Below are 22,324 nucleotides of genomic sequence, written 5' to 3' on the forward strand. Positions count from 1 at the left end.
AGTTTTAAATAAACTATTGAAAACACCTAGAAGGTTGATTTGATTTAGTTCGAATTAAAAGTTTTAGCAGAACTCGGCATGTTGTCCTTTGCGGATTGAAATTAGTTTAATCTAGGGGGCGGTTAAATCGCGGCGCGGGGTTTGTAACCTAGCTGGCTCGGTAACTACTCCTGCGTTACGCTACTGGCTTACTTCCATGTGAAAATAAGTAAAAACCGAGCAAAGCTTCCGCGTCCTGTTCACGCCCCTTACCACATCCATTTAGGCAACAAAGAGTTAATCGTCCCTAGAAAAAAACCTAGGGGAAGCGCATGTTTGGTAGCACGCTTTTACAGGCATTAAAAAAGACGAGCACTTTGCAATGATCGTCTTTTTTATAACAGTCAGCTAATTACTCTTGAAAGTAAGTACCCCAACCATCGTACTCAACTTCGCACTCAACGGCTAGTTGCGCTAGCTTATCAACGTCTTCCATAATAACGTCTACGTCTAGCTCAGCTTCAACTACAATGTCAAAGCTCCAAATTTTGTTACCGTCTTCAAGCTCAAGCTCTGCTGGTTCTTCAACATCGTAACCCAATTTAAAAGCAGCAAGTGCAGCTTGCTCTAACTTAGGAAAGTCTTCACACACAAAGTGGTGCTCTACTTCATAAAGTATTTCAGGGTCTGACCCATCTTCAAGTAGTGAACTTACGATGTCTTCACTTATTTCACGCCAGTTTTCCATTATTTTTCTCTCACTTGAGCATCTAATTCAGTTATTTTAGCAGCCATAATGCTATGCACGCTTTTAGCATGCTCACGCGCGCTAATTTCTTTATCAAGCGGTATAGGCGCTAACATTTCGATGTGAATTGTACCATTATCCCAACGATTTAGCTTAATGGTTTTATGTGTTGTATTCATACATACCGGAATTATGGGTACATCTGCGCTCATTGCGGTGTGAAATGCACCCGTTTTGAATGGTAGTAACCCTCTTCCATAGCTTCGTGTGCCTTCTGGAAACATCCATACAGATAAGCCATTATTTTTAATTTTTTCGGCTGCTTTTGAGATAGTTCCTGCCGCTTTGGAGCGATTCGATCTGTCTATTAATATATTACCCGACAACCAATAAAGCTGACCAAAAAATGGGATCCACTTTAAGCTCTTTTTACCCAAACTTACGCAGTTTTTTGGCACCATTGCTGGCACTGTAAATAAGTCGTAGCTATTTTGATGATTAGCAACATAAACTGCAGGACCTGGATCAACGGCATCTTTATGACGTGTTAGAACTAGCTTAACGCCAACCATTTTAGCCATTGAGCCAAACCAACCCGCTATAATATGTACATTATTAGGGTGAAATGGTCTTACAATTGAAAGTAATAAACCAAAAATACAACTGAATAATATAAACAGCAGCATAATAAAAACGCGTATAACAGCTAGCAAATGGGCTTCTCCAAAAATCAATTATGATTATTATAGCGTTATTTTGTGACACAAACGAGTCAATAGCGCACAAGTGTACGCTGAAATATTTAAGCTGCTTGTTTTAATATTGCTTTAAAATGGTTTTAAAACGAAAACGGCCTGCAAATGCAGACCGTTTTTAATCATATAAAAGTAATCAATTATTCTTCATTAATTACTTCTACAGGCTCATCATCTTGAGGTGTTAACTCCACAACGGCTTCGTCAACACGCTGTAATCCACGCGGTAGTTTATTACCCCTACGCCCTCGTTCACCATGATAATGCTCTAAATCACTTGGTTTGAGTGTTAGTTTACGTTTGCCAGCATGAAGCGTAACACTGCTTCCTTGTGGTACAACAGCAAGCACTTTTACAAACTCTTCACGGGCTTGTACTTTAGCACCTGGTATAGAGATGATTTTATTACCTTTACCCTTACCTAATTTTGGTAAGTCTCGCAGCGGGAATAAAAGCATTCGACCTTCGTTAGAAATAGCCATACAGTAATCGCTAGCAACATCGTTCACTCTAATAGGAGAAAGTAATATTCCACCTTTAGGGACACTTACGAGCGCTTTACCGTTTTTATTTTTACTAACCAAGTCTTTGAAGTCGGTAATAAAGCCGTAACCTGCATCTGACGCCATAAGCAATACTTGCTCGTCTTCACTCATTACCACGTGCTCAAAATTAGCGCCTGGTGTTAAGTTAAAACGACCTGTCATTGGCTCCCCTTGGCTACGCGCCGAAGGTAGACTGTGCGCATCAGTTGCAAACGCCCGCCCTGCTGAATCTAAAAATACCGCAGGTTGATTACTCTTACCACGAGCAGAGGCTCTAAAGCCGTCACCTGAGCGATAATTTAAGCCTTGTACATCTAAGTCATGACCTTTACCAACGCGTGCCCAGCCTTTGTCTGATAGCACAACAGTAACTGACTCTGACGGAATTAAATCTTTTTCGTTAAGTGCTTTCGCTTCTGAGCGCTCAATCACTGGTGAGCGACGATCGTCACCGTACATTTCAGCGGCTTCTTGAATTTCTTTTTTAAGCAGTGTCGACATACGACGTTCTGAGCCCAAAATTTGCGCTAATTTATCACGTTCTTTAGCCAGTTCGTCTTGCTCACCACGAATTTTAAACTCTTCAAGTTTTGCTAAATGACGAAGTTTTAATTCTAGAATTGCTTCTGCCTGCGTATCAGTTAAATCAAAGCGCTCCATTAATACAGGCTTTGGTTTATCTTCGCTGCGAATGATTTCAATCACTTCATCAATATTTAAAAAGGCGGCTAGCAAACCCTCTAAAATATGTAGACGTGCTAATACTTTATCTAAACGATACTGCAAACGACGACGCACTGTTTCGCGTCTAAATATTAGCCACTCACTTAAAATACAGCGTAAGTCTTTAACTTGCGGGCGGCCATCTAGGCCTAGCATGTTTAAGTTTACGCGGTAATTTTTTTCAAGATCGGTGGTTGCAAATAAATGCGCCATTAATGGCTCAGCTTTAATGCGGTTTGAGCGCGGAATAATTACAATGCGTGTTGGATTTTCGTGATCTGACTCGTCACGTAAATCGGCAATCATTGGTAATTTTTTAGCGTTCATTTGCGCTGCAATTTGCTCAAGTACTTTACCACCAGAACATTGATGCGGCAGCGCTGTAATAACAATATCGCCATGCTCTTCGGTATAAACCGCACGCATTTTGATAGACCCACGACCGGTTTTATATATTTTATGAATATCGGCTTTTGGAGTAATTATTTCAGCATCTGTTGGGTAATCTGGTGCATGTACAAGCTCAAGTAATTCTTCAAGCTCTGTTTTTGGTTTATCAAGTAATAAACAACATGCACTAGCCACTTCACGTACGTTATGTGGCGGAATATCGGTTGCCATACCTACGGCAATACCCGTTATACCGTTTAGTAAAATATGCGGTAAACGAGAAGGCAGTACAACAGGCTCATCCATTGTACCATCAAAGTTTGGTGTCCAATCTACGGTGCCTTGGCCAAGCTCTTTTAATAGTACTTCTGAAAACTTAGATAAACGCGCTTCGGTATAACGCATTGCTGCAAACGATTTAGGGTCATCTGCCGCACCCCAGTTTCCTTGTCCATCTACCAAAGGGTAGCGGTAAGAAAACGGCTGCGCCATTAATACCATCGCTTCGTAACATGCACTGTCGCCGTGTGGATGGTACTTACCAAGCACGTCACCCACTGTACGGGCTGATTTTTTGTACTTAGCGTTAGCCGACAAACCCAGCTCGCTCATCGCATAAATAATACGACGCTGTACTGGTTTTAAACCATCACCTACATGCGGTAAGGCGCGGTCCATGATCACGTACATGGAATAATTTAAATAGGCGTCTTCGGTAAAACGCCCCATTGTTTGTTGCTCAATTCCTTGCATTAGCAAGGTATCTGTATCACTCATTAAAGCTTACCTAGTTTTTCTTATAGCTTACACGGTAGATTACATTGGCGTAATCATCGCTTACTAACAGACTGCCGTCACCTAATTCTGCAAATGCAACAGGGCGTCCAAATGTTGTTTCGTCTTTCATAAAGCCAGTAATAAATGGCGTATATTTAGTTACGCGACCTACTTCAATTGTTGCTAGCCCTATTTTATAACCTGACTTTTTAGAACGGTTCCATGAGCCATGTTCAGCAACAAATAATTGTTGCTTATAGCTTGCTGGAAATTGCTTACCGTTATAAAAATGAATACCCAGTGGCGCTACATGCGCAGCAAGTGCAAGAGCTGGCGACGTGTAATCGGCAATATTTTTACCTTCACCAAACTCAGGGTCAATAATTGCACCGGCATGAACATACGGAAAACCAAAATGCTCACCTTCTTGCGTTGCACGGTTTAACTCATCAGGCGGAATATCATCGCCCATCATGTCGCGACCGTTATCACTAAACCATAAAGCTTGAGTAGCTGGATGAAAATCAAAACCGACGGTGTTTCTAACGCCCTTGGCTATTGTTTTTATTTGTTTTGTTTCTACATTAAGCGCAAAAATACGACCAAAACGTTCATCCTCAGCACAAATATTACACGGTACACCCACCGGAATGATTAGCTCGCCCGTTGGTGCAAAACGTAAAAATTTCCAACCATGATGACGCTCGCTCGGTAATGCGTCATAAACCACATCAAATTTTGGATCTTTTAATTGGGTATCAATATTTTTAAAGCGAATAATACGATGCACTTCACCTACGTATAAATCGCCATCTTTAATTGCTATGCCAGAGGGCATGTTTAGGCCTTTAGCCACAACAATTTTTTTATCTGCTACGCCATCGCTATTATGATCAATAAGCGCATATACGTTGCCCGCTTTGCGAGAGCCAACATACACAATACCTTTTTTTGAAACGGCTATTTGACGTGCATTTTCTACATCATTTGCAAATAAGCTTATTTCAAATCCCGGTGCGACTGTGAGCTTATCGAGTATATTTTTCGCCATTACAGGAGCGGTAGTCAGCCCAAGTAACAGCAAACTTCCTAGTAGTTTTTTCATTCGCCTCTCCTAGTGTTAAGCACAGGTAATTAAACGAGTGCCTTGTTACCATGATCTTCTAACCATTGACGACGATCAGGCGATCGTTTCTTAGCAAGCAGCATATCCATCATTTCCATGGTTTCTACTTCTTCATCAAGCGTAAGCTGCACTAAACGTCGTGTATTTGGATCCATCGTGGTTTCGCGCAGTTGTAACGGGTTCATTTCACCCAGACCTTTGAATCGTTGTACGTTTACTTTTCCGCGTTTTTTCTCGGCTTCTATGCGCGCCAAAATAGCGGTTTTTTCTTGCTCATCAAGTGCGTAATAAACTTCTTTACCAATATCGATTCTAAATAATGGCGGCATTGCTACATACACATGCCCTGTTTTTACTAACTCTGGGAAATGGCGAACAAACAGTGCACATAATAGTGTTGCGATGTGTAGTCCATCCGAGTCAGCATCGGCCAATATACAAATTTTATTGTAGCGTAATGCCGACATATCGGTTGATTCTGGATCAATACCCAGCGCCACTGAAATATCGTGTACTTCTTGTGATGCTAGTATTTGGCCTGACTCAACTTCCCAGGTATTCAAAATTTTACCACGTAGCGGCATGATAGCCTGAAATTCACGGTCTCTTGCTTGTTTAGCAGAGCCACCAGCAGAATCACCTTCCACTAAAAACAATTCGGTACGGTCGTTATCAGCAGCGCTACAATCGGTAAGTTTACCCGGTAAAGCAGGACCGGCAGTAACACGTTTACGCACTACTTTTTTAGCTGCACGCAAGCGAGTTTGTGCATTTGAAATACATAACTCAGCTAATAATTCTGCGGTATCAGTATGTTCATTCAACCATAAACTAAACGAGTCTTTTACAACCCCCGATACAAACGCAGAACACGAGCGTGATGATAGTTTTTCTTTTGTTTGACCGGCAAATTGAGGGTCTTGCATTTTAACCGATAACACGTAACTACAACGATCCCAAATGTCATCAGGCGTTAATTTCACACCACGAGGGAGTAAGTTTCTAAACTCACAAAATTCACGCATTGCTTCAAGCAAACCTTGGCGTAAACCATTTACATGCGTACCACCTTGCGCGGTAGGAATAAGGTTTACGTAGCTTTCAGCTATTGATTCACCACCTTCTGGTAGCCATACAACAGCCCAGTCAGCGCCTTCAATTGAACTTTTAAATTCGCCAACAAACGGGTCTTGCGGTAATGTTTCAAAACCTTTAATTGCTTCAACTAAATAGTCTTTTAAGCCTGTTTCATAAAACCATTCTTGGGTTTCTTTTGTTTGCTTATTAACAAACTTAATTCGCAGTCCTGGGCACAAAACGGCTTTGGCTTTTAATAAATGATTAAGCTTGGTAATTGAGTAGTTTGGTGAATCAAAGTAGCTAACATCAGCCCAAAAACGAACCGTAGTACCGGTGTTACGCTTACCGACTGTACCAATTACGTTTAAGTCTTCTACTTTATCGCCGCTTTCAAATGCCATTCTGTATTGTTGAGCATCACGTCGTACTGTTACTTCTACACGCGTAGATAACGCATTTACTACCGAAATACCTACTCCGTGCAAACCACCCGAAAATTGGTAGTTTTTATTAGAAAACTTACCACCGGCGTGTAATTTAGTGAAGATCAATTCAACCCCAGGGATACCTTCTTCTGGGTGAATATCAATAGGCATACCACGCCCGTCATCACTTACTTCAAGCGAATTGTCTTCGTGGAGTATTACGTCGATACGAGTAGCATGACCCGCCATAGCTTCATCGACACTGTTATCGATAACCTCTTGGCCTAAATGATTGGGACGTGTTGTATCTGTGTACATCCCTGGGCGTCGTTTTACCGGATCTAATCCATTAAGTACTTCAATGGCTTCGGCGTTATAATTTTGATCACTCATAGTTTTTGTCTTTATATCCGCTAAGGCTCTAATACGTTTTACTAGTTTTATTGTTATATGCGCTAAAGCGTTAATATAGTAACTAACCTCAGTTCAGGCTAACTAGTTTTACGTGATTTTAAGAAAATCTACAATACTTGCAAAGGTGCGTTCAAATTCAACGTAGCTATGATCGCCACCAAATTCTATCAATTGCTTGCATTGCGAATAATATTTTACTGCGTGTTGAAAGTTCAACACTTCATCGCCTGTTTGCTGTAATAAGTACAGTAACTCAGGGTATGCTAATTTATCTACAGCGAGTAATTTAAGTGCCTCAATATGACTGTTATTTAAATCGTAATGATAATCTTGATACGGATTATAATTAGGTCCAAGTAACGACTGTAATAAATTATAGGGTGCGACCGCGGGATTAATAACCACTGCAGGAATTTGATAACGCTGCGATAAATACGTGGCAAAAAAACCACCTAACGAGCTACCTAATAAAACGGTATTTGGCGTTAGTAATTGTTCAAGCTCAATTATAGCTTGTAGGGGCTCGTGGTTTAAGTTCGGTACACAATAATCAACGTCATAGTTTGCCATAAGCTCACCAAAGCGCACAGCTTTATATGATTTTTGTGAACTATTAAAGCCATGAATATAAATTACGCGTTTAGCCATACTACTTCCGTTTTTACTTCTACTTTATCTTTTTTACTCTTTATATTTAGCGTTCTGTAAGCTGGTCCCGCATTTTTTTGCTCCCACTCTAAAGTGTGCTTTACAAACTGTATTGAGCTGGCCGGGGTCGCATATATGGGCAGCCCTCTAAAGCTTTGTTCGTAATCATTGTGCACATGCCCATGAAAAAGCGCAGATACATTATTACTATTAACTAAGATATTTAAAAGCTGTGGGCCATTTTCTAATAAGTGTTTATCAAGGTAGCCGTTTATTGGCAGCGGATTATGATGACAAAATATAACTTTACTATTATTCGAGTTGACTAAAGCGTCCGTTACTTCATCTAAATGCGTGCCAGTAACCCATCCTGCGGGCGTGGGCCCTTTAGAATTAATAAGAAGTAGCTCAATCCCATTAGCAATAATATGTTTAGCCGAATTTATTTGCCCACCACTTATGCGATTAAGCATTGCTAGTTCATCATGATTACCTGGCACCCAAAATACAGGACAAGTAATGTCACTGGCATTTATAAGTTCACTAAATAATAAGTACGATTCAAAACTATGATCTTGTGTTAAATCGCCACCAAAAATAATACAGTCTATTGATTGCTTAGCTATGTGTGCCAAGGCTTGTTCAAAATGATCTGCGGTATTTACATTAAAGTACTCACCGCATTTGTCTGCAAATAAATGACTGTCAGTAATATGAGCAATGCACAAAGATGATTTATCAAATGTATATGTATCATCAAACCAAGCCATTATTTACATCCCAATTCAACGTCGCTTGTCCGTGCTCTACACAGGCCACTAACCAGTCGTATAAAAAAGCATTAAGTTGATACTTTTCATCTTTTTGATGCATTTTAGGGTTAGGGTATCCATAAGATGGTTTTATGCGTTGATGGTAATCGTGATGAACAATTTCAGCCACTTTGGCATCGTGATACATGCGTACCGTTAAATACAGTGGCGTAATCCCTTTAACCATTCCTGTTAGCTGCTTAATTGAAATATCCATGGTGTATTTTGCGCTGCCATCAATTTTTGTAGCAAACTCACTGTTGCCAAGTTTAACTTCACGAATGCTTCCTATATTGCGCTCGCTCGGTAACAACTTTAATAGTCGCACATAGTTATGCTCACAAAGTGTTAAATACTTTGGGAGGCTCTGAATATATCGCTTTGTTGCTAATTGTGCTGTCAAAGTACCACCATAATATTAGTAAGAGTTTATGCCCATTTACTTGCCATTTTTTCACGATTAAGCGCAAGCCACTGCATACAAATAACCGTTGCCGCATTATCCATTTCACCGTTATTGAGGCGCATTAGCGCATCATCAACTGATAGAATGTGAGTTTTTATATCCTCCCCTTCAGTTTCAAGACCATATACACCTGATTTCACTTGGCTTAAGTCAGTACGCGCTAAATACAAATGCAAGCGCTCAGTTGTACCACCAGGGCTTGATAGGTATGAAAGCATAAATTCAAGTTCAGTTAATTCAAGCCCAGCTTCTTCATACGCTTCTTTTTTTACAACTGATTCGTAATCAGTGCTGCCGTCAGTCATTCCGGCTATGCACTCTAGTAGCCACGGCGAATGCTTGCTTTTAATAGCGCCAATACGTATTTGCTCAATTAAAAGAACAGTATCTGATATTGGATCGTAAGGGAGTACTGCAATTGCATCGCCACGTTCTAATATTTCTCGGCTAATTACTTTAGATTTTCCACCCTCAAAAAGAGCATGTTCAAATTGGTATAAATCAACCTGAAAAAAACCTTTATAAAGGTTTTTTATTGGCTTTAAATTCACATCTTTATGTGTAAATTGAACGAGTTTTTTATCAACCACGTAGCTACCTCCTACTTATCTAAAGCTTTAAAATGCGTTAATATATTCTGTTACACTTGAACATACTGTTTTACTAATTATTTTTTTTGTTATGCAGTAAAACAGGTTAACATGCTTTTAGTACAAAAATTGTCTAAGGACCGAACCCCACATGAAAAAGAACATTCTTGCGGCGCTAGTTAGTTTATCATGCGCATTAGGTGCAACAGCAGTGAAAGCTGAAGATTTACTACAAGTTTTTGAAATAGCGACAGCTAACGATCCTACTGTTTTAAAAGCAAAAGCCCAAGCCGATGCGCAGTCTTACCAAAGCGATTTGGCGATGAGTGCACTATTACCTCAAATTGGTTTAACTATGGGTTATACAAAAAGCGATGCAACGTCGTACCAAAGCGTTGGCGACTTATCTAACCAAGTAAAAGTTGAAAGTGATACAGACCAATTCACTCGCGGTGTAAGCTTAAGCCAAACATTATTTGATTTAGGTGCATGGAATACGTTAGATATTGCCGACAAGCAAGCGCTTCAAGCGAGCGGCCTATACGATGCAGCTAAACAAAACTTAATTGTACGCGTTGCTGAAGGTTATTTTAACGTATTAAGTGCAAGCGATAACCTTGAATTTGTTGAAGCTGAAAAACGTGCAATTGAACGTCAACTTGAGCAAACAAAACAACGTTATGCGGTAGGCTTAACAGCAATTACTGACGTACACGAAGCGCAAGCTCAGTTTGATAACTCTGTAGCTCAAGAAATTATTGCAGGTAATGCTGTAGAAACAGCACGTGAGCAACTTCGTGAGATTACAGGTAAATATCACGAAAAATTAGACTTTTTAAATACAGATACTTTCTCAACAACTAAACCAACTAAGCGCTCAAGCGACTTTGTTAAAGTAGCTGAAGATAAAAATATAAACCTACAAGTGTCTAAAGTAACGGTTGATATTGCAAAAGATCAAATTGAATTAGCAAAAGCGGGTCATTACCCAAAGCTAACCCTAAGTGCTAGTTACGGCGATTCTCTTACAGACAATCAAATAAATGGCGCTAACTTTGATGATCAGCCACGTTCAGACTCAAGCTCTGTAGGGCTTAACTTTAGCGTACCTTTATATTCAGGTGGTGCAACAGTTGCTGCAACAAATCAGGCCCGTGCGTTTTACGTAGGTGCGAGCCAAGACTATGAAACAAATTACCGCGCAGTAACTCGCACAGTGATTACATCTTATAATCAAGTTGTTTCAGACATTGCTACTTACAAAGCGCTAGAGCAAGCGGTTGTTTCAGCTCAAAGTGCCCTTAAAGCAACTGAAGCTGGTTTTGAAGTAGGTACTCGTACCATTGTTGACGTACTAGTAAGTACGCAAAATTTGTACGATGCAAAGCGTAACCTTGCTGATGTACGTTACCGTTATGTGTTATCTACCCTTCGCCTAAAACAAGCTGCGGGTACATTAACAAGTGCAGATTTAGTTGCTATAAACCAAGGTTTAAAAGCCGCTTAATTTTCATTACTCGTGCAGTATGAACACATTGGAAGCCAGCTAAATGCTGGCTTTTTGTATTTTACAGCGCTTAGCGTTAAACTATCGTTTTTATTCTCAGAGATATTTTTGTGGTCACCTCATCTCCTTTTAAAGCAACTTTTTTGGGCCCTCGATACTGGTTAACGTGGATTGGCGTTCTATTTTTATATTTAATTTCTTGGTTACCGCAAAAACTACAATTGGCAATGGGTAAACAGCTTGGTCGCTTAGTTCATAAATTTATGAAGCGCCGTCGCCATATTGCAGAAGTAAATATTAAGCTGTGTTTTCCTGATATGAGCGAAGCAGATCAAAAAGACCTTGTGCTCAAAAATATGGAAAACACCGGTATTGCAATGGTTGAGACTGGCATGGCCTGGTGGTGGCCGCAGTGGCGAGCACAAAAAGCATTAGGGTCTTTTAAAGGGCTTGAGCACTTTGAACGCGTACAAGCGTCTGGTAAAGGTGTTTTATTGCTTGTACCTCATATTCTGCATCTTGAAATGGCTAGCCGTATTATGGGCTTAGAGTGTCAGGGTGTTGGCTTTTATCGCCCTCATAACAACCCACTAATGGAATACTTTACGACTAATGGGCGCCTTCGCTCTAACGAATATTTAATCGGTCGAAAAGATGTAAAAGGTTTACTAAAAGCATTAAAAAATAAAAAGGTATGTTATTACTTACCCGATCAAGATTACGGTCGTAACCGCTGTGAATTTGTCCCATTTTACGCAGTACCTGACGCTGCAACTACAACGGGTACTCTTATGTTTGCAGGCAGTAAAAACTGCGAAACAATGAGTTTAATAACTCGCCGTGATGAAAATGGTAAATATCACTTAGAAATACTGCCAGAGCTTGAAAACTTCCCCAGTGGTGATAATAAGGCTGATGTAACACGTGTAAATCAACGCATGGAACAATCTGTTAATGCCGCACCCGAACAATATATGTGGCTACACCGTCGTTTTAAAACTCGACCTGATAAAAATGCCCCTTCTTTTTATAAAAAGTAATGGTATAACAATAATAGGAACAAATAAGGTGGGTAATAATCATGTGGTTTTGGATTAGGCATTTATCATTTGCAGCTGTACTAATAGCACTCGCCGTATACTTTTTGTTGAGTGATGGTTCTTTATTTGATATTAAAAAATCTAAAAATGCAGCTGCCGAAGGATTATCACGTTTTTACTCCTCTATTCGTAACCAAGTAAAAAGTAATAAAGAACGAGATCAATTTGTTTTAAAACTTAAAACACCAGAACAAACCTTGGATAGAGTATTAGCGGAACGTGCGCGAACAGTTGATCCAATGCCGACCACTTGGACTGGAGAAGTTGAACCTAGGCGCTTTGAAAATGGCACAACACTTAAAGACGTACTCTATCAATATGCTAAAAATGAAGGTATTGAGCTTTACTGGTATTTAAGTAAAGACTACGTAGTTAAAGATCATTTTAGAGTAGACAGCAACTTTACTTCAGCACTTTATCAAATTGGTCGTGCTATAAATGACGACTTTGAGCATGAGGTTTACACTTACTTTTGCCACAAACAAAGAGCAGCGGTTATTACAGAGTTACCATCAGAATTTGTGCGAACAAACTGTTTAAAGCTAAAGGTTTAAGGGTTTACACGTACAAAAAACCCAAGCAAGCGCTTGGGTTTTACAATTCAATTCAATTCAATTCAATTCAATTCAATTCAAAAATACTATTCCAAATATTCGTTACGTTAGTAATATCTTGTAAAAAAGCTTCTCGCGAGATCAATTTGCCTTTTTGATCCAAGCTCAGCACGTGATAACACGAGCGATAATCAATATACGCTTTGATCAACTGCTGTTTTTGCTCTTTAGTAATACAGCCTATATTTGCTGCATCCGTTAATATTCTTACGTTATCTGAATAAACGGTAAGCTGCTCAAACTCATTCGCGTGTTTAAGTACTAAATATTGCGTAATAAACTCAATATCAGCCATACCGCCAATATCTTGTTTTAAATCAAATTGTTCAGTATTTCCTTTCGCTAGATGGTCGCGCATTTTTTCGCGCATTTTTATTACATCGGCTTTTAACACGGTATCATCGCGCTGTTGGCAAAGAATACTTTTACGAATTTGTGAAAAACGCTCTATAAGATCGTCTTGGCCCAAAATTAACCGAGCCCGCACAAGTGCTTGATGTTCCCACGTCCATGCTTGAGTTTGCTGATAGTGATTAAAGCTCTCTAAATTGATAGCAAGTAAACCTGATGCACCTTCAGGGCGTAATCGCGTATCAAGCTCATACAAAATACCCGATGCAGTACGAGTATTAAATAAATGCATTAAGCGCTGAGCGAGTTTTAAATAAAACTGGCGAGAATCTATCGGTTTTTCACCATTGGTTTGGCTTGAGCCATCATGATTATGCACAAACACCAAATCTAAATCTGAGTCGTACCCTACTTCTAAGCCGCCTGTTTTACCATATGCAATAACAGCAAAACCTTTGTTTTCATCATCAGTGCCAGGGGGCATACCAAAACGCTTAACGGTGTTATGCCATGCAATATTAACAGCTTGATCAACAATCGCTTCGGCCAGTACGGTTAAGTGATCGCTTACTTTCATCACATCAAGAACACCGGTTGCATCGGCAGCAGCAATTCGTAATTGATGCGTTTGCTTAAATTGCCTAAGCGACTCCATTTGCAGTTCTAAATCGTCATGCTCTATTCGTAAAAAATACTGTCTTATTTCATCTTTATAAGCGGTTAATGGTGTCGGTTTATAAAGAACAGCCGGGTCTATTAGCTCATCTAGCAATATGGGGTAGCGAGAAATATGCTCGCCTATCCATTTGCTATGACAACACAGTAAAACAAGTTGCTTTAATGCACCTTGGTTTTCGTACAGCAATTCTAAATAAGCAGTACGTGAAATTATCTTATTAAAAATTTGGCAAACCATCGTAAAAGCAGCTGCGCTGGCATTAAAGTCATTTAACTGGCTCAATAAAACAGGCATTAATTTATCAAGGGTTTCACGCCCTCGGTTACCTATGTTGACCTTAGACAGCCTTAATTTAAAATCGTTAAGGGGTGTTTGCCATTCATCTCTAGCCTCTTTTAGAAAGCTCACATCACCATGATCCCAAGCACTAATAAATGCACCTTCACAGGTATCTAGTGGCGCGGTTTCTTCACCAATAACGAGTGCAAACTCGCCGTTAACTTGCTTCATTACCTTTTCAATAGTGATTAAAGTGGCAGAAAAATCAGCTTGTTCTAATAATAAATTTAAGCGCTGCTGGTTCAATTCATCATCGGGGAGTGTTTGCGTTTGCTGATCGTCAAATATTTGTAAGTACTGTTCAACTTTTCGCAAATAAAGGTAATTGCGTTTAAGCTCGCTCGCTTCTTGCTCATCTATAACTTGGTTAAGTGCCAGCTCATTTAATGCTTTAAGTAATGATTGAGTTTGTAAATTAGCCTCTCGCCCACCTCGTACCATTTGCAGGGCTTGCACTATAAATTCAACTTCACGAATACCACCAGCGCCTAGTTTTATATTATTAGTTAAGCGTTTACGGCGAACCTCTTGTGCAATCATTAACTTCATTTTACGCAAAGATTCAATCACCGAAAAATCAATATACCGGCGATAAACAAACGGCTTTAAAAGCTTAATAAATTCATCCCAATATTTGTTAGGCGTGCCAATTAAGCGCCCTTTTAACATCGCGTAGCGTTCCCAGTCGCGACCTTGTTCTTGGTAGTAATCTTCAATGGCATTAAAGCTCATAACCAAAGGGCCACTTTCGCCAAACGGGCGTAGGCGCATATCAACCCTAAATACCTGCCCGTCACCGGTGGCTTGGTTAAGTGATGCAATGAGCTTTTGTGCAACTTTGGTATAAAATACTTGAGCCTCAAGGCTTCTGCGGCCACCTTGGGTTTTTGTACTGCGCGGATATGCAAAAATGAGATCAATATCAGAGGAGTAATTTAGCTCTTGTCCGCCAAGTTTTCCCATACCCAACACCATTAACGGCATTGCTTGGTTTTGCTCATCAAGCGGCTCACCATTTACTTTTGCCACCTGTGCATGCGCCCATTGGTTAGCACTATTTATTAGCATGTCAGCCAGTTGGCTTATGTAATTAATACTATCGGCAATGGGATTGTTACAGCATAAATCTAAAAAGGCGACTTTGAGCCAGTACTTTTCACGATATTGGCGAAGTACTTTATGGCACTGTACTTCATCAATGTCAGCTAAGTTAAGGTTTTTAAAAGGAGAATCTATTACTCTATTTTGTATTTCGTCTTTGCATAATAGCCAAGTATTTAAATCAGGTTGTGATTCTAAACTGCGCCAAGCAAAGTCGCTTAATGCTAATAACCTTACAACTTCACTTTGTTTACTTTGCTGCAGGTATAACTGTTCAAAGCGCATCAAGCCAAGTTTTTGTAATTGAATAGGAAGTTGCTTTACGTTACTCATCAATCCTCTCTTTTATATCATCAATAACCGTACTAGAATGATTAAAACCTAGAAAGGTTAACTTAATTAGGATCACCATGTCATATTTGTCTTTATCTAACACTAGTTTTATTGCGATTGCCATTAGTTTTGCGGTTATTTGCATAACTATTTTTTGTTTACGAGTTGTCACTCAAATCAAAGCAAAACAAGCGCTTAAAGATGAGCTAGCACAACACGACAACTTTGCCATGGGTATTAGTTTTGCATCTGAAATATCAGTTGTTATAGCCACTATGGCTTTCTTATTTGACGAAATAAGCATAAGTACCGCACAGTCAAACCCGTTAAAAGTGTTAATTATTATTATTCTTTTATTCACTTTTATAAAAGTGGGTCATTTAATTCACAGAAAATGGATACTTCACAGGTTTAACGAAGAAGCTGCCATACTAAAACAAAATGTATGTGCTGCATTGGTAGATTCAGGCATGTTAATCGCTAACTGTATTATCGCACTTGGCTTGTACACGTGGACGCACACCCAAGGATTCAGCAACTTACTTATTGCTTGTGTTAGCTTTTTTACGCTTCAGGGAATGTTTGCACTGGATAGTAAAATACGAGAACACCGTTTTGCAAAAGCAAATCAAGGAGCTTCGCTACAAAGTAACTTTAACCTAGAGAATACATCTATTGGTATAAGGTATGCTGGCAAATCAATCGGTTTAGCATTGGCTGTGTATGCTGGTTTATCTAGCGCAGCATTTCAAAACGGTAAAATGGTAGAAAACATATTTACACTCGTTATGCATTGCGGTGTAATGTGGATACTGCTTTACAGCTTAACGTATGTGATAAAAGTTATCTCTTTACCAAATATTGATACGGCTCTTGAAATAGACCATCAAGATAATATTGGGGTAGCATGTATAGAGTTTGCTGTTTTTTGTGCTATAGGCTATTTACTTATTAGCATGTTTTCTCTTTAGACCTTTTTACTAAAATACAGCCATTAAAAGTCTGCATTTAAGTAATAATGGTAATTACTTAAATGCAACAAGGTCCTAGCTCTATGCCACTTGAAATAACGAATTACTTGTTAATTGACATAGACAACGAATTTAGCCGAGCATTTGCCGAATACTATGTAAATAATAATGGTAAAACAAAAGCGAGTACGCTTATTGCCGCAGGCAGTAATACCCGCCAGTTAGTAAAAATGATGTTTGACGAACTTATTAAAGACTATAGTTATTGCGACCTTGAAAACGAAATAAGCGTTTCTGAATTAATTAACTATCTAAAAGAGCATCACGATTTACACGGAGTCCTTTTTAATAGTACCGATTACTTACTAGCAAGCGATAAACAACGCTTTATTTATAACTCGTTACATGAAAAGCGCTTTTTAATAAGCTTTGATGATACAGGCTATACACTAAGCCTAGTTACTGACGAGACGTTAACAGAACCTTCGCAAAATCACCACGATATAGCACACACACCACAAGATTTAATAGACCTTGCAGAGCAACTTAATAAAAATAAATAATTGCGCACAGCTCCCAGCTTACTTACCATAGCAGTATATATTTTTACGCTAAGTAATAAGTGACGCCCTATGCGAGTTCCTCATATTTATCAAACATCGAGTATTGCCCTAAACACCCCTGTAACTTTAGATGACGATGCTGCAGGGCATATTGGCAGAGTGCTGCGCATGAAAGTAGGCGAGCATGTATCTATTTTTAATGGCGAAGGCGGCGAATACCTTAGTGAAATAATTGAGGTAACAAAAAAAACAGTCGTCGTAATGCCATTAGAGCTTAATCCTCATGATGTAGAATCCCCGCTTAAAATTCATTTAGGCCAGTGTGTATCCCGTGGTGATAAAATGGATTTTACAATTCAAAAGTCAGTTGAACTGGGCATTACCGAAATCACCCCTATTTTTAGTCAGCGCTGTGGCGTGAAACTAATGGGCGATCGTCTTGAGAAAAAACACCAACAATGGCAAAAAATTGCAATAGCAGCGGCAGAGCAATCTGGGCGTAATTTTGTGCCAATTATTCATCCTCCTGTAGATTTAAAACAATGGCTTGCACAACAAACCAATGCAATTAAGCTCACTCTTCATCCTCGTGCTGAGCACAGCATTAAAACCATTACGGTACCTAAAGATGGCGTACGCTTTTTAGTCGGCCCAGAAGGTGGCTTTACCGACGATGAAATGGCACTAACTAAACAACTAGAATTTGTGGATATTCGCTTAGGCCCGCGCGTTTTACGAACGGAAACAGCCGCTTTAACGGTCTTAAGTGCATTACAACTTCAATTTGGCGATTTAGCTAATTGAAATAACTAAAAGCACCCTCATATAAACAGTAACATTTATAGTAAGGCACAGCGCATGGCAATTAAGTTAGGTATTATTTCAGATCCTATTAGTGGATTTAACATCAAAAAAGACACCGGTTTTGCAATGATGATGCAAGCGCAAGAACGCGGCTACGAAATTTATTATATGGAGATGGATGATTTATCTCTTCGTAAAGGTAAGTCGTACGCTACAGCGTCTAAAGCGCAAGTGTTTAATAATGCAGAAAAATGGTACGAGCTTGAAGAAAAAGCCACTATAGCCCTTGCCGACCTTGATGTTATTTTAATGCGAAAAGATCCTCCTTTTGATACCGAATACATTTACGCGACGTATATTTTAGAGCGTGCAGAACAAGAAGGTACGTTAATAATTAACAAGCCACAAAGCCTTCGCGATGCTAACGAAAAGCTATTTACAGCATGGTTTAGCGAACATACGCCAGACACACTTGTTACACGTAGCCAAAAACAAATTCGTGAGTTTTTAGCGCAGCATAAAGACATTATTTTAAAACCCCTTGATGGCATGGGTGGCGCATCTATTTTCCGCCTTAGAGAAGACGATGCCAACATTGGTGTAATTTGTGAAACGCTAACAGAGCACGGCAGCCGCTTTGCTATGGTGCAAAATTACATCCCAGAGATCAAACAAGGCGACAAGCGCGTATTGGTTATTGATGGTGAGGTTATTCCGTATTGTTTAGCGCGAATTCCACAAAATGGTGAAACACGCGGTAATTTAGCTGTTGGCGGTCGAGGCGAAGCGCGTCCACTTAGCGAGTCAGATTTAAAAATAGCGCAAGCGGTTGCACCAACGCTTAAAGAAAAAGGCTTAATATTTGTAGGTTTAGATATTATTGGCGATAAATTAACTGAAATTAACGTAACTGCACCAACGTGCGTACGCGAAATTGAAGCTGCTTATGATATTTCTATTACAGGTATTTTGTTTGATGCCATTGAAAGAAAGCTAGATAAATAAGTATCTACCTATCGTTATTAAAAGCACTTTCGTGTCATAAATTTTAATATAGTTGTTAACTATTAATTTTTAAACTGTATGAAAGTGCTTTTTTAGTTTTAAAAACAAAGGTATGTGCCATACTCAAAGTTCATTAACTAAAAAGGGTGAAATCTATGCAGTCATTAGAAAATCATTTTTTAATCGCGATGCCGTCGATGCAAGACCCTTTTTTTAAACGTGCTGTTACCTATATTTGTGAGCACAATGAAGATGGGGCTATGGGCTTGGTAATAAACCAACCTATTGATGTTACTGTTGGCGAACTTTTAGATAAAATAGAAATTGATAACGACAAAACTCAAAACGCAGCAAAAGTAAGTGTGTTTGCAGGCGGACCCGTTAAAACTGACCGTGGTTTTGTTTTGCACTCTCCCCAATCAGGTTATTCAGCAAGCCAAAAACTCAGTAGCGATATTATGATCACTACCTCAAAAGACGTTTTAGCAAGCTTAACTACCGCACAAGCACCTGAACAATTTATTATTACATTGGGTTATTCAGGATGGGAGCAAGGACAACTCGAACAAGAGTTACTTGATAACAGTTGGTTGATCATAGAAGCCGATCCGAAGATCATTTTTGACACCCCCGTTGAAAAACGATGGGAAAAAGCAGTTTCAATGTTGGGCTTTGATATTAGCCAACTCAGCCCTGAAGCTGGTCACGCATAATAGTAATTTAACCCTTAGCAAACTTAAACAAGATACACATGACAAAAAAATCGCTTAAGCCGCAAGGCGAACGCACTGTAATGGGCTTTGACTTTGGCACCAAAAGTATTGGTATTGCTATTGGGCAAGAGCTAACAGGCAGCGCGTCTAGCCTTAAAGCTGTAAAAGCACAAGATGGCATTCCTAACTGGGACCATATTGCTGTACAAGTAACCGAATGGCAGCCTGACTTAATGGTTGTTGGCTTACCACTAAATATGGATGGAACGTCACAAGAGGTTACCTTTAAAGCAAAAAAGTTTGCCAACAGATTACATAATCATTATGGCATTCCAGTGCAAACACAAGACGAGCGTTTAACGACTGCGGATGCTAAAGCGCGACTTTTTGAAAGTGGTGGCTATAAAAACTTAGGCAAAGGTAACGTAGATAATATGTCTGCGGTTATTATTTTAGAAAGTTTTTTTGAGTCTAGTTACGGTGAATAAACAGATTATATAAATAACCTGTTATATAAATAAAAAGCGCCAATTGGCGCTTTTTTTATATTAAGTATTTATATTTATTACTTTTTAAATTATTGATCGCTATTTTTATCGTCAAGGCCATCAATAGTAACGCCTTGTAAAAAGCCCGCACCTTGCTGCTCGTTATTGCGCAGTTTAATCATTAAACGTAAATCATTTGGCGAATCAGCATGATGCAGTGCATCAGCGTAATTAATTCGCTGCTGTCTATACAGCTCAAATAATGCTTGGTCAAAGGTTTGCATGCCCATTTCTTTCGATTTAGCCATTGCCTCTTTAATACCACCAATATCACCGTTTTTAATCAGTTCAGCAACCATTGGTGAGTTAAGCAATATTTCAATAGCTGCAACACGGCTTTCACCATCAGCAGTCGGTACTAATTGCTGGGCCACAATTGCACGTAAGTTAAGTGCTAAATCGTACTTAAGCTTATCGTGTTTTTCTTTTGGAACTAAATGCATAATACGGTCAATCGCTTGGTTAGCATTATTAGCATGCAGTGTTGCAACACACAGGTGCCCAGTTTCGGCAAAGCTTAGTGCGTATTCCATAGTTTCTTGAGAGCGAATTTCACCAATCAAAATTACATCGGGAGCTTGGCGTAATGAGCTTTTAAGTGCTGACTCAAAGCTTTCGGTATCAAGCCCTACTTCGCGTTGAGTAATAATACTTTTGCGATGCTCATGAACAAATTCAATCGGATCTTCAATAGTCAGTATATGACCACGTTGATGTCGGTTACGGTAACCAATAAGTGCGGCTAGCGAGGTTGATTTACCCGTGCCAGTACCACCGACGAACAAAACAAGGCCACGCTTAGACATAATTACATCGGTAAGAATAGAAGGAAGACCTAGCTCACTCACATCAGGTATTTGCGTAACAATGCGGCGAATAACCATACCTGCTTTATCGCGTTGCCAAAAAGCAGAAATACGAAAACGCCCTTCGTCGGTGGCAATCGCAAAGTTACATTCTTTCGTTGTATGAAACTCTGCTTTTTGCTTTTCGCTCATTGCAGATTCTACTAACTCAAGCGATTGCTCATCAGTAAGCCTATCGTCACTTAGGGCTGTTAGCTCACCGTTTATTTTTGCGCTTACAGGTAGCTGACTCGATACAAATAAGTCAGAACCTTTTTTCTCAATCATGATGAGTAAAAAGTCGTTTAAAGATAAAGTCATAATAGTTTCTTACCCGCCAAATTGTGTTTTGTCTTGTGCTTTTTCTTTCGCTGCCGCATTTGTAACAATGCCGTGATTAACTAAATTAGTTAAACATTGATCCATTGTTTGCATGCCCACAGACGCACCGGTTTGAATAGACGAGTACATTTGTGCAATTTTGTCTTCACGAATTAAGTTACGAATAGCAGGTACTGCAATCATAATTTCGTGTGCTGCAACTCGCCCGCCACCAATCTTTTTAAGCAGTGTTTGCGAAATAACAGCACGCAAAGATTCAGATAACATTGAACGTACCATTGATTTTTCTTCACCTGGGAATACATCGATAATACGGTCAATGGTTTTTGGTGCAGATGTTGTATGCAACGTGCCAAACACTAAGTGACCCGTTTCAGCAGCGGTCATTGCAAGACGAATTGTTTCTAAATCACGTAACTCACCGACCAATATTACATCTGGATCTTCACGCAATGCACTACGTAGCGCGTTTGAAAAGCTATGAGTATCGCGATGTACCTCACGTTGATTAATAAGGCTTAATTTATTATCGTGAACAAACTCGATTGGATCTTCTATTGTTAGAATATGGTGATGTTTATTTTGATTTATATAATCGACCATAGCGGCAAGTGTTGTCGATTTACCAGAGCCCGTTGGGCCCGTCACTAACACGAGTCCACGTGGGGTATCGGAGATTGTTTTAAAAATATCTGGCGCACCTAAATCATCAAGCGTTAACACTTCACTTGGTATGGTACGAAATACCGCAGCAGGCCCGCGATTAGAGTTAAACGCATTCACACGAAAACGTGCTAAATTAGGCACTTCAAACGAAAAATCCACTTCGAGATTTTGTTCATAGTCCTTGCGTTGATTATCGTTCATAATATCGTAAACCAGACTGTTTACGTCTTTGTCTGCAAGGGCTGGTATATTAATGCGGCGAACATCACCGTCTACGCGTATCATAGGTGAAACACCCGACGATAAATGTAAATCGGATGCTTTGTGTTGCACACTAAACGCTAATAATTCGGTAATATCCATTT

General features: G+C 39.5%; 21 protein-coding genes. 9 read left to right on the forward strand and 12 right to left on the reverse strand.

What is annotated here, in order from left to right; genetic code table 11:
* Nucleotides 1-391 precede the first annotated feature (391 nt).
* The 9 genes from rraB to I6F48_RS15615 form a co-directional block, all read right to left on the reverse strand.
* Nucleotides 392-727: a ribonuclease E inhibitor RraB gene (gene rraB / locus I6F48_RS15575; protein WP_007585369.1), complete on the reverse strand. Its 336-nt coding sequence runs from the start codon at nucleotides 725-727 to the stop codon at nucleotides 392-394.
* Nucleotides 727-1,440 carry a 1-acylglycerol-3-phosphate O-acyltransferase gene (locus I6F48_RS15580; RefSeq protein WP_024590693.1) on the reverse strand — a complete coding sequence of 238 codons (714 nt, stop codon included), beginning with the start codon at nucleotides 1,438-1,440 and terminating at the stop codon, nucleotides 727-729. The genes rraB and I6F48_RS15580 overlap by 1 nt, the downstream gene beginning before the upstream one ends.
* A 182-nt stretch (nucleotides 1,441-1,622) precedes the next feature.
* Nucleotides 1,623-3,917, reverse strand: a complete 2,295-nt coding sequence (gene parC / locus I6F48_RS15585; protein ID WP_197119792.1) for a DNA topoisomerase IV subunit A — start codon at nucleotides 3,915-3,917, stop codon at nucleotides 1,623-1,625.
* A gap of 10 nt (nucleotides 3,918-3,927) precedes the next feature.
* Entirely contained in the window at nucleotides 3,928-5,022 is a 1,095-nt protein-coding gene (locus I6F48_RS15590) for a PQQ-dependent sugar dehydrogenase (protein WP_165727199.1), read from the reverse strand.
* Between the two features lie 29 nt (nucleotides 5,023-5,051).
* Nucleotides 5,052-6,941, reverse strand: coding sequence for a DNA topoisomerase IV subunit B (gene parE / locus I6F48_RS15595; RefSeq protein ID WP_024590690.1), 1,890 nt, complete (start codon nucleotides 6,939-6,941; stop codon nucleotides 5,052-5,054).
* Between the two features lie 108 nt (nucleotides 6,942-7,049).
* Nucleotides 7,050-7,610, reverse strand: coding sequence for a YqiA/YcfP family alpha/beta fold hydrolase (locus I6F48_RS15600; RefSeq protein ID WP_007585377.1), 561 nt, complete (start codon nucleotides 7,608-7,610; stop codon nucleotides 7,050-7,052).
* Nucleotides 7,595-8,380 (reverse strand): metallophosphoesterase, encoded by a 786-nt coding sequence (locus I6F48_RS15605; RefSeq protein WP_165727198.1) that lies wholly within the window; start codon nucleotides 8,378-8,380, stop codon nucleotides 7,595-7,597. The genes I6F48_RS15600 and I6F48_RS15605 overlap by 16 nt, the downstream gene beginning before the upstream one ends.
* Nucleotides 8,367-8,825 (reverse strand): DUF1249 domain-containing protein, encoded by a 459-nt coding sequence (locus tag I6F48_RS15610; protein WP_007585381.1) that lies wholly within the window; start codon nucleotides 8,823-8,825, stop codon nucleotides 8,367-8,369. The genes I6F48_RS15605 and I6F48_RS15610 overlap by 14 nt, the downstream gene beginning before the upstream one ends.
* 26 nt (nucleotides 8,826-8,851) lie before the next feature.
* Nucleotides 8,852-9,478 carry an NUDIX domain-containing protein gene (locus tag I6F48_RS15615; protein ID WP_165739983.1) on the reverse strand — a complete coding sequence of 209 codons (627 nt, stop codon included), beginning with the start codon at nucleotides 9,476-9,478 and terminating at the stop codon, nucleotides 8,852-8,854.
* A 151-nt stretch (nucleotides 9,479-9,629) separates the two neighbouring features.
* Between I6F48_RS15615 and tolC the strand changes: the two genes are divergently transcribed.
* The 3 genes from tolC to I6F48_RS15630 all read left to right on the forward strand — a co-directional run bounded on the left by tolC (nucleotide 9,630) and on the right by I6F48_RS15630 (nucleotide 12,639).
* On the forward strand, nucleotides 9,630-10,985 hold the full coding sequence (tolC, locus tag I6F48_RS15620) for an outer membrane channel protein TolC (RefSeq protein WP_165739981.1): 1,356 nt from the start codon (nucleotides 9,630-9,632) through the stop codon (nucleotides 10,983-10,985).
* Between the two features lie 110 nt (nucleotides 10,986-11,095).
* The gene (lpxL, locus tag I6F48_RS15625; protein WP_165727196.1) at nucleotides 11,096-12,025 is read left to right on the forward strand and encodes an LpxL/LpxP family Kdo(2)-lipid IV(A) lauroyl/palmitoleoyl acyltransferase; all 930 of its coding nucleotides are present in this window, start codon (nucleotides 11,096-11,098) and stop codon (nucleotides 12,023-12,025) included.
* 41 nt (nucleotides 12,026-12,066) lie between these two features.
* Entirely contained in the window at nucleotides 12,067-12,639 is a 573-nt protein-coding gene (locus tag I6F48_RS15630) for a toxin co-regulated pilus biosynthesis Q family protein (RefSeq protein WP_101163672.1), read from the forward strand.
* Between the two features lie 67 nt (nucleotides 12,640-12,706).
* Here I6F48_RS15630 and glnE read toward each other — a convergent pair whose 3' ends face one another.
* A complete protein-coding gene (gene glnE, locus I6F48_RS15635; protein WP_165739980.1) occupies nucleotides 12,707-15,502 on the reverse strand; it encodes a bifunctional [glutamate--ammonia ligase]-adenylyl-L-tyrosine phosphorylase/[glutamate--ammonia-ligase] adenylyltransferase in 2,796 nt (931 codons plus the stop codon).
* A 77-nt stretch (nucleotides 15,503-15,579) separates the two neighbouring features.
* Between glnE and I6F48_RS15640 the strand changes: the two genes are divergently transcribed.
* The 6 genes from I6F48_RS15640 (at nucleotide 15,580) to ruvX (ending at nucleotide 20,046) form a co-directional block, all read left to right on the forward strand.
* The gene (locus tag I6F48_RS15640; RefSeq protein ID WP_007585393.1) at nucleotides 15,580-16,473 is read left to right on the forward strand and encodes a DUF350 domain-containing protein; all 894 of its coding nucleotides are present in this window, start codon (nucleotides 15,580-15,582) and stop codon (nucleotides 16,471-16,473) included.
* Between the two features lie 62 nt (nucleotides 16,474-16,535).
* Nucleotides 16,536-17,036 (forward strand): hypothetical protein, encoded by a 501-nt coding sequence (locus I6F48_RS15645; protein WP_165739977.1) that lies wholly within the window; start codon nucleotides 16,536-16,538, stop codon nucleotides 17,034-17,036.
* Nucleotides 17,037-17,105: 69 nt separating this feature from the next.
* Entirely contained in the window at nucleotides 17,106-17,840 is a 735-nt protein-coding gene (gene rsmE / locus I6F48_RS15650; protein ID WP_007585397.1) for a 16S rRNA (uracil(1498)-N(3))-methyltransferase, read from the forward strand.
* A 54-nt stretch (nucleotides 17,841-17,894) separates the two neighbouring features.
* Entirely contained in the window at nucleotides 17,895-18,845 is a 951-nt protein-coding gene (gene gshB, locus I6F48_RS15655; protein ID WP_165727191.1) for a glutathione synthase, read from the forward strand.
* Between the two features lie 155 nt (nucleotides 18,846-19,000).
* Nucleotides 19,001-19,558, forward strand: a complete 558-nt coding sequence (locus I6F48_RS15660) for a YqgE/AlgH family protein (RefSeq protein ID WP_007585401.1) — start codon at nucleotides 19,001-19,003, stop codon at nucleotides 19,556-19,558.
* Nucleotides 19,559-19,596: 38 nt separating this feature from the next.
* On the forward strand, nucleotides 19,597-20,046 hold the full coding sequence (gene ruvX, locus I6F48_RS15665; protein WP_008170791.1) for a Holliday junction resolvase RuvX: 450 nt from the start codon (nucleotides 19,597-19,599) through the stop codon (nucleotides 20,044-20,046).
* Between the two features lie 89 nt (nucleotides 20,047-20,135).
* Here ruvX and I6F48_RS15670 read toward each other — a convergent pair whose 3' ends face one another.
* Complete coding sequence (locus I6F48_RS15670; RefSeq protein ID WP_165741289.1) at nucleotides 20,136-21,272, reverse strand: PilT/PilU family type 4a pilus ATPase; 1,137 nt, start codon at nucleotides 21,270-21,272, stop codon at nucleotides 20,136-20,138.
* 9 nt (nucleotides 21,273-21,281) lie between these two features.
* A complete protein-coding gene (locus I6F48_RS15675) occupies nucleotides 21,282-22,322 on the reverse strand; it encodes a type IV pilus twitching motility protein PilT (protein ID WP_007585408.1) in 1,041 nt (346 codons plus the stop codon).
* Between the last annotated feature and the right edge of the window lie 2 nt (nucleotides 22,323-22,324).

This window comes from Pseudoalteromonas sp. SWYJ118, from assembly GCF_015864505.1.
Lineage (GTDB): Bacteria > Pseudomonadota > Gammaproteobacteria > Enterobacterales > Alteromonadaceae > Pseudoalteromonas > Pseudoalteromonas arctica.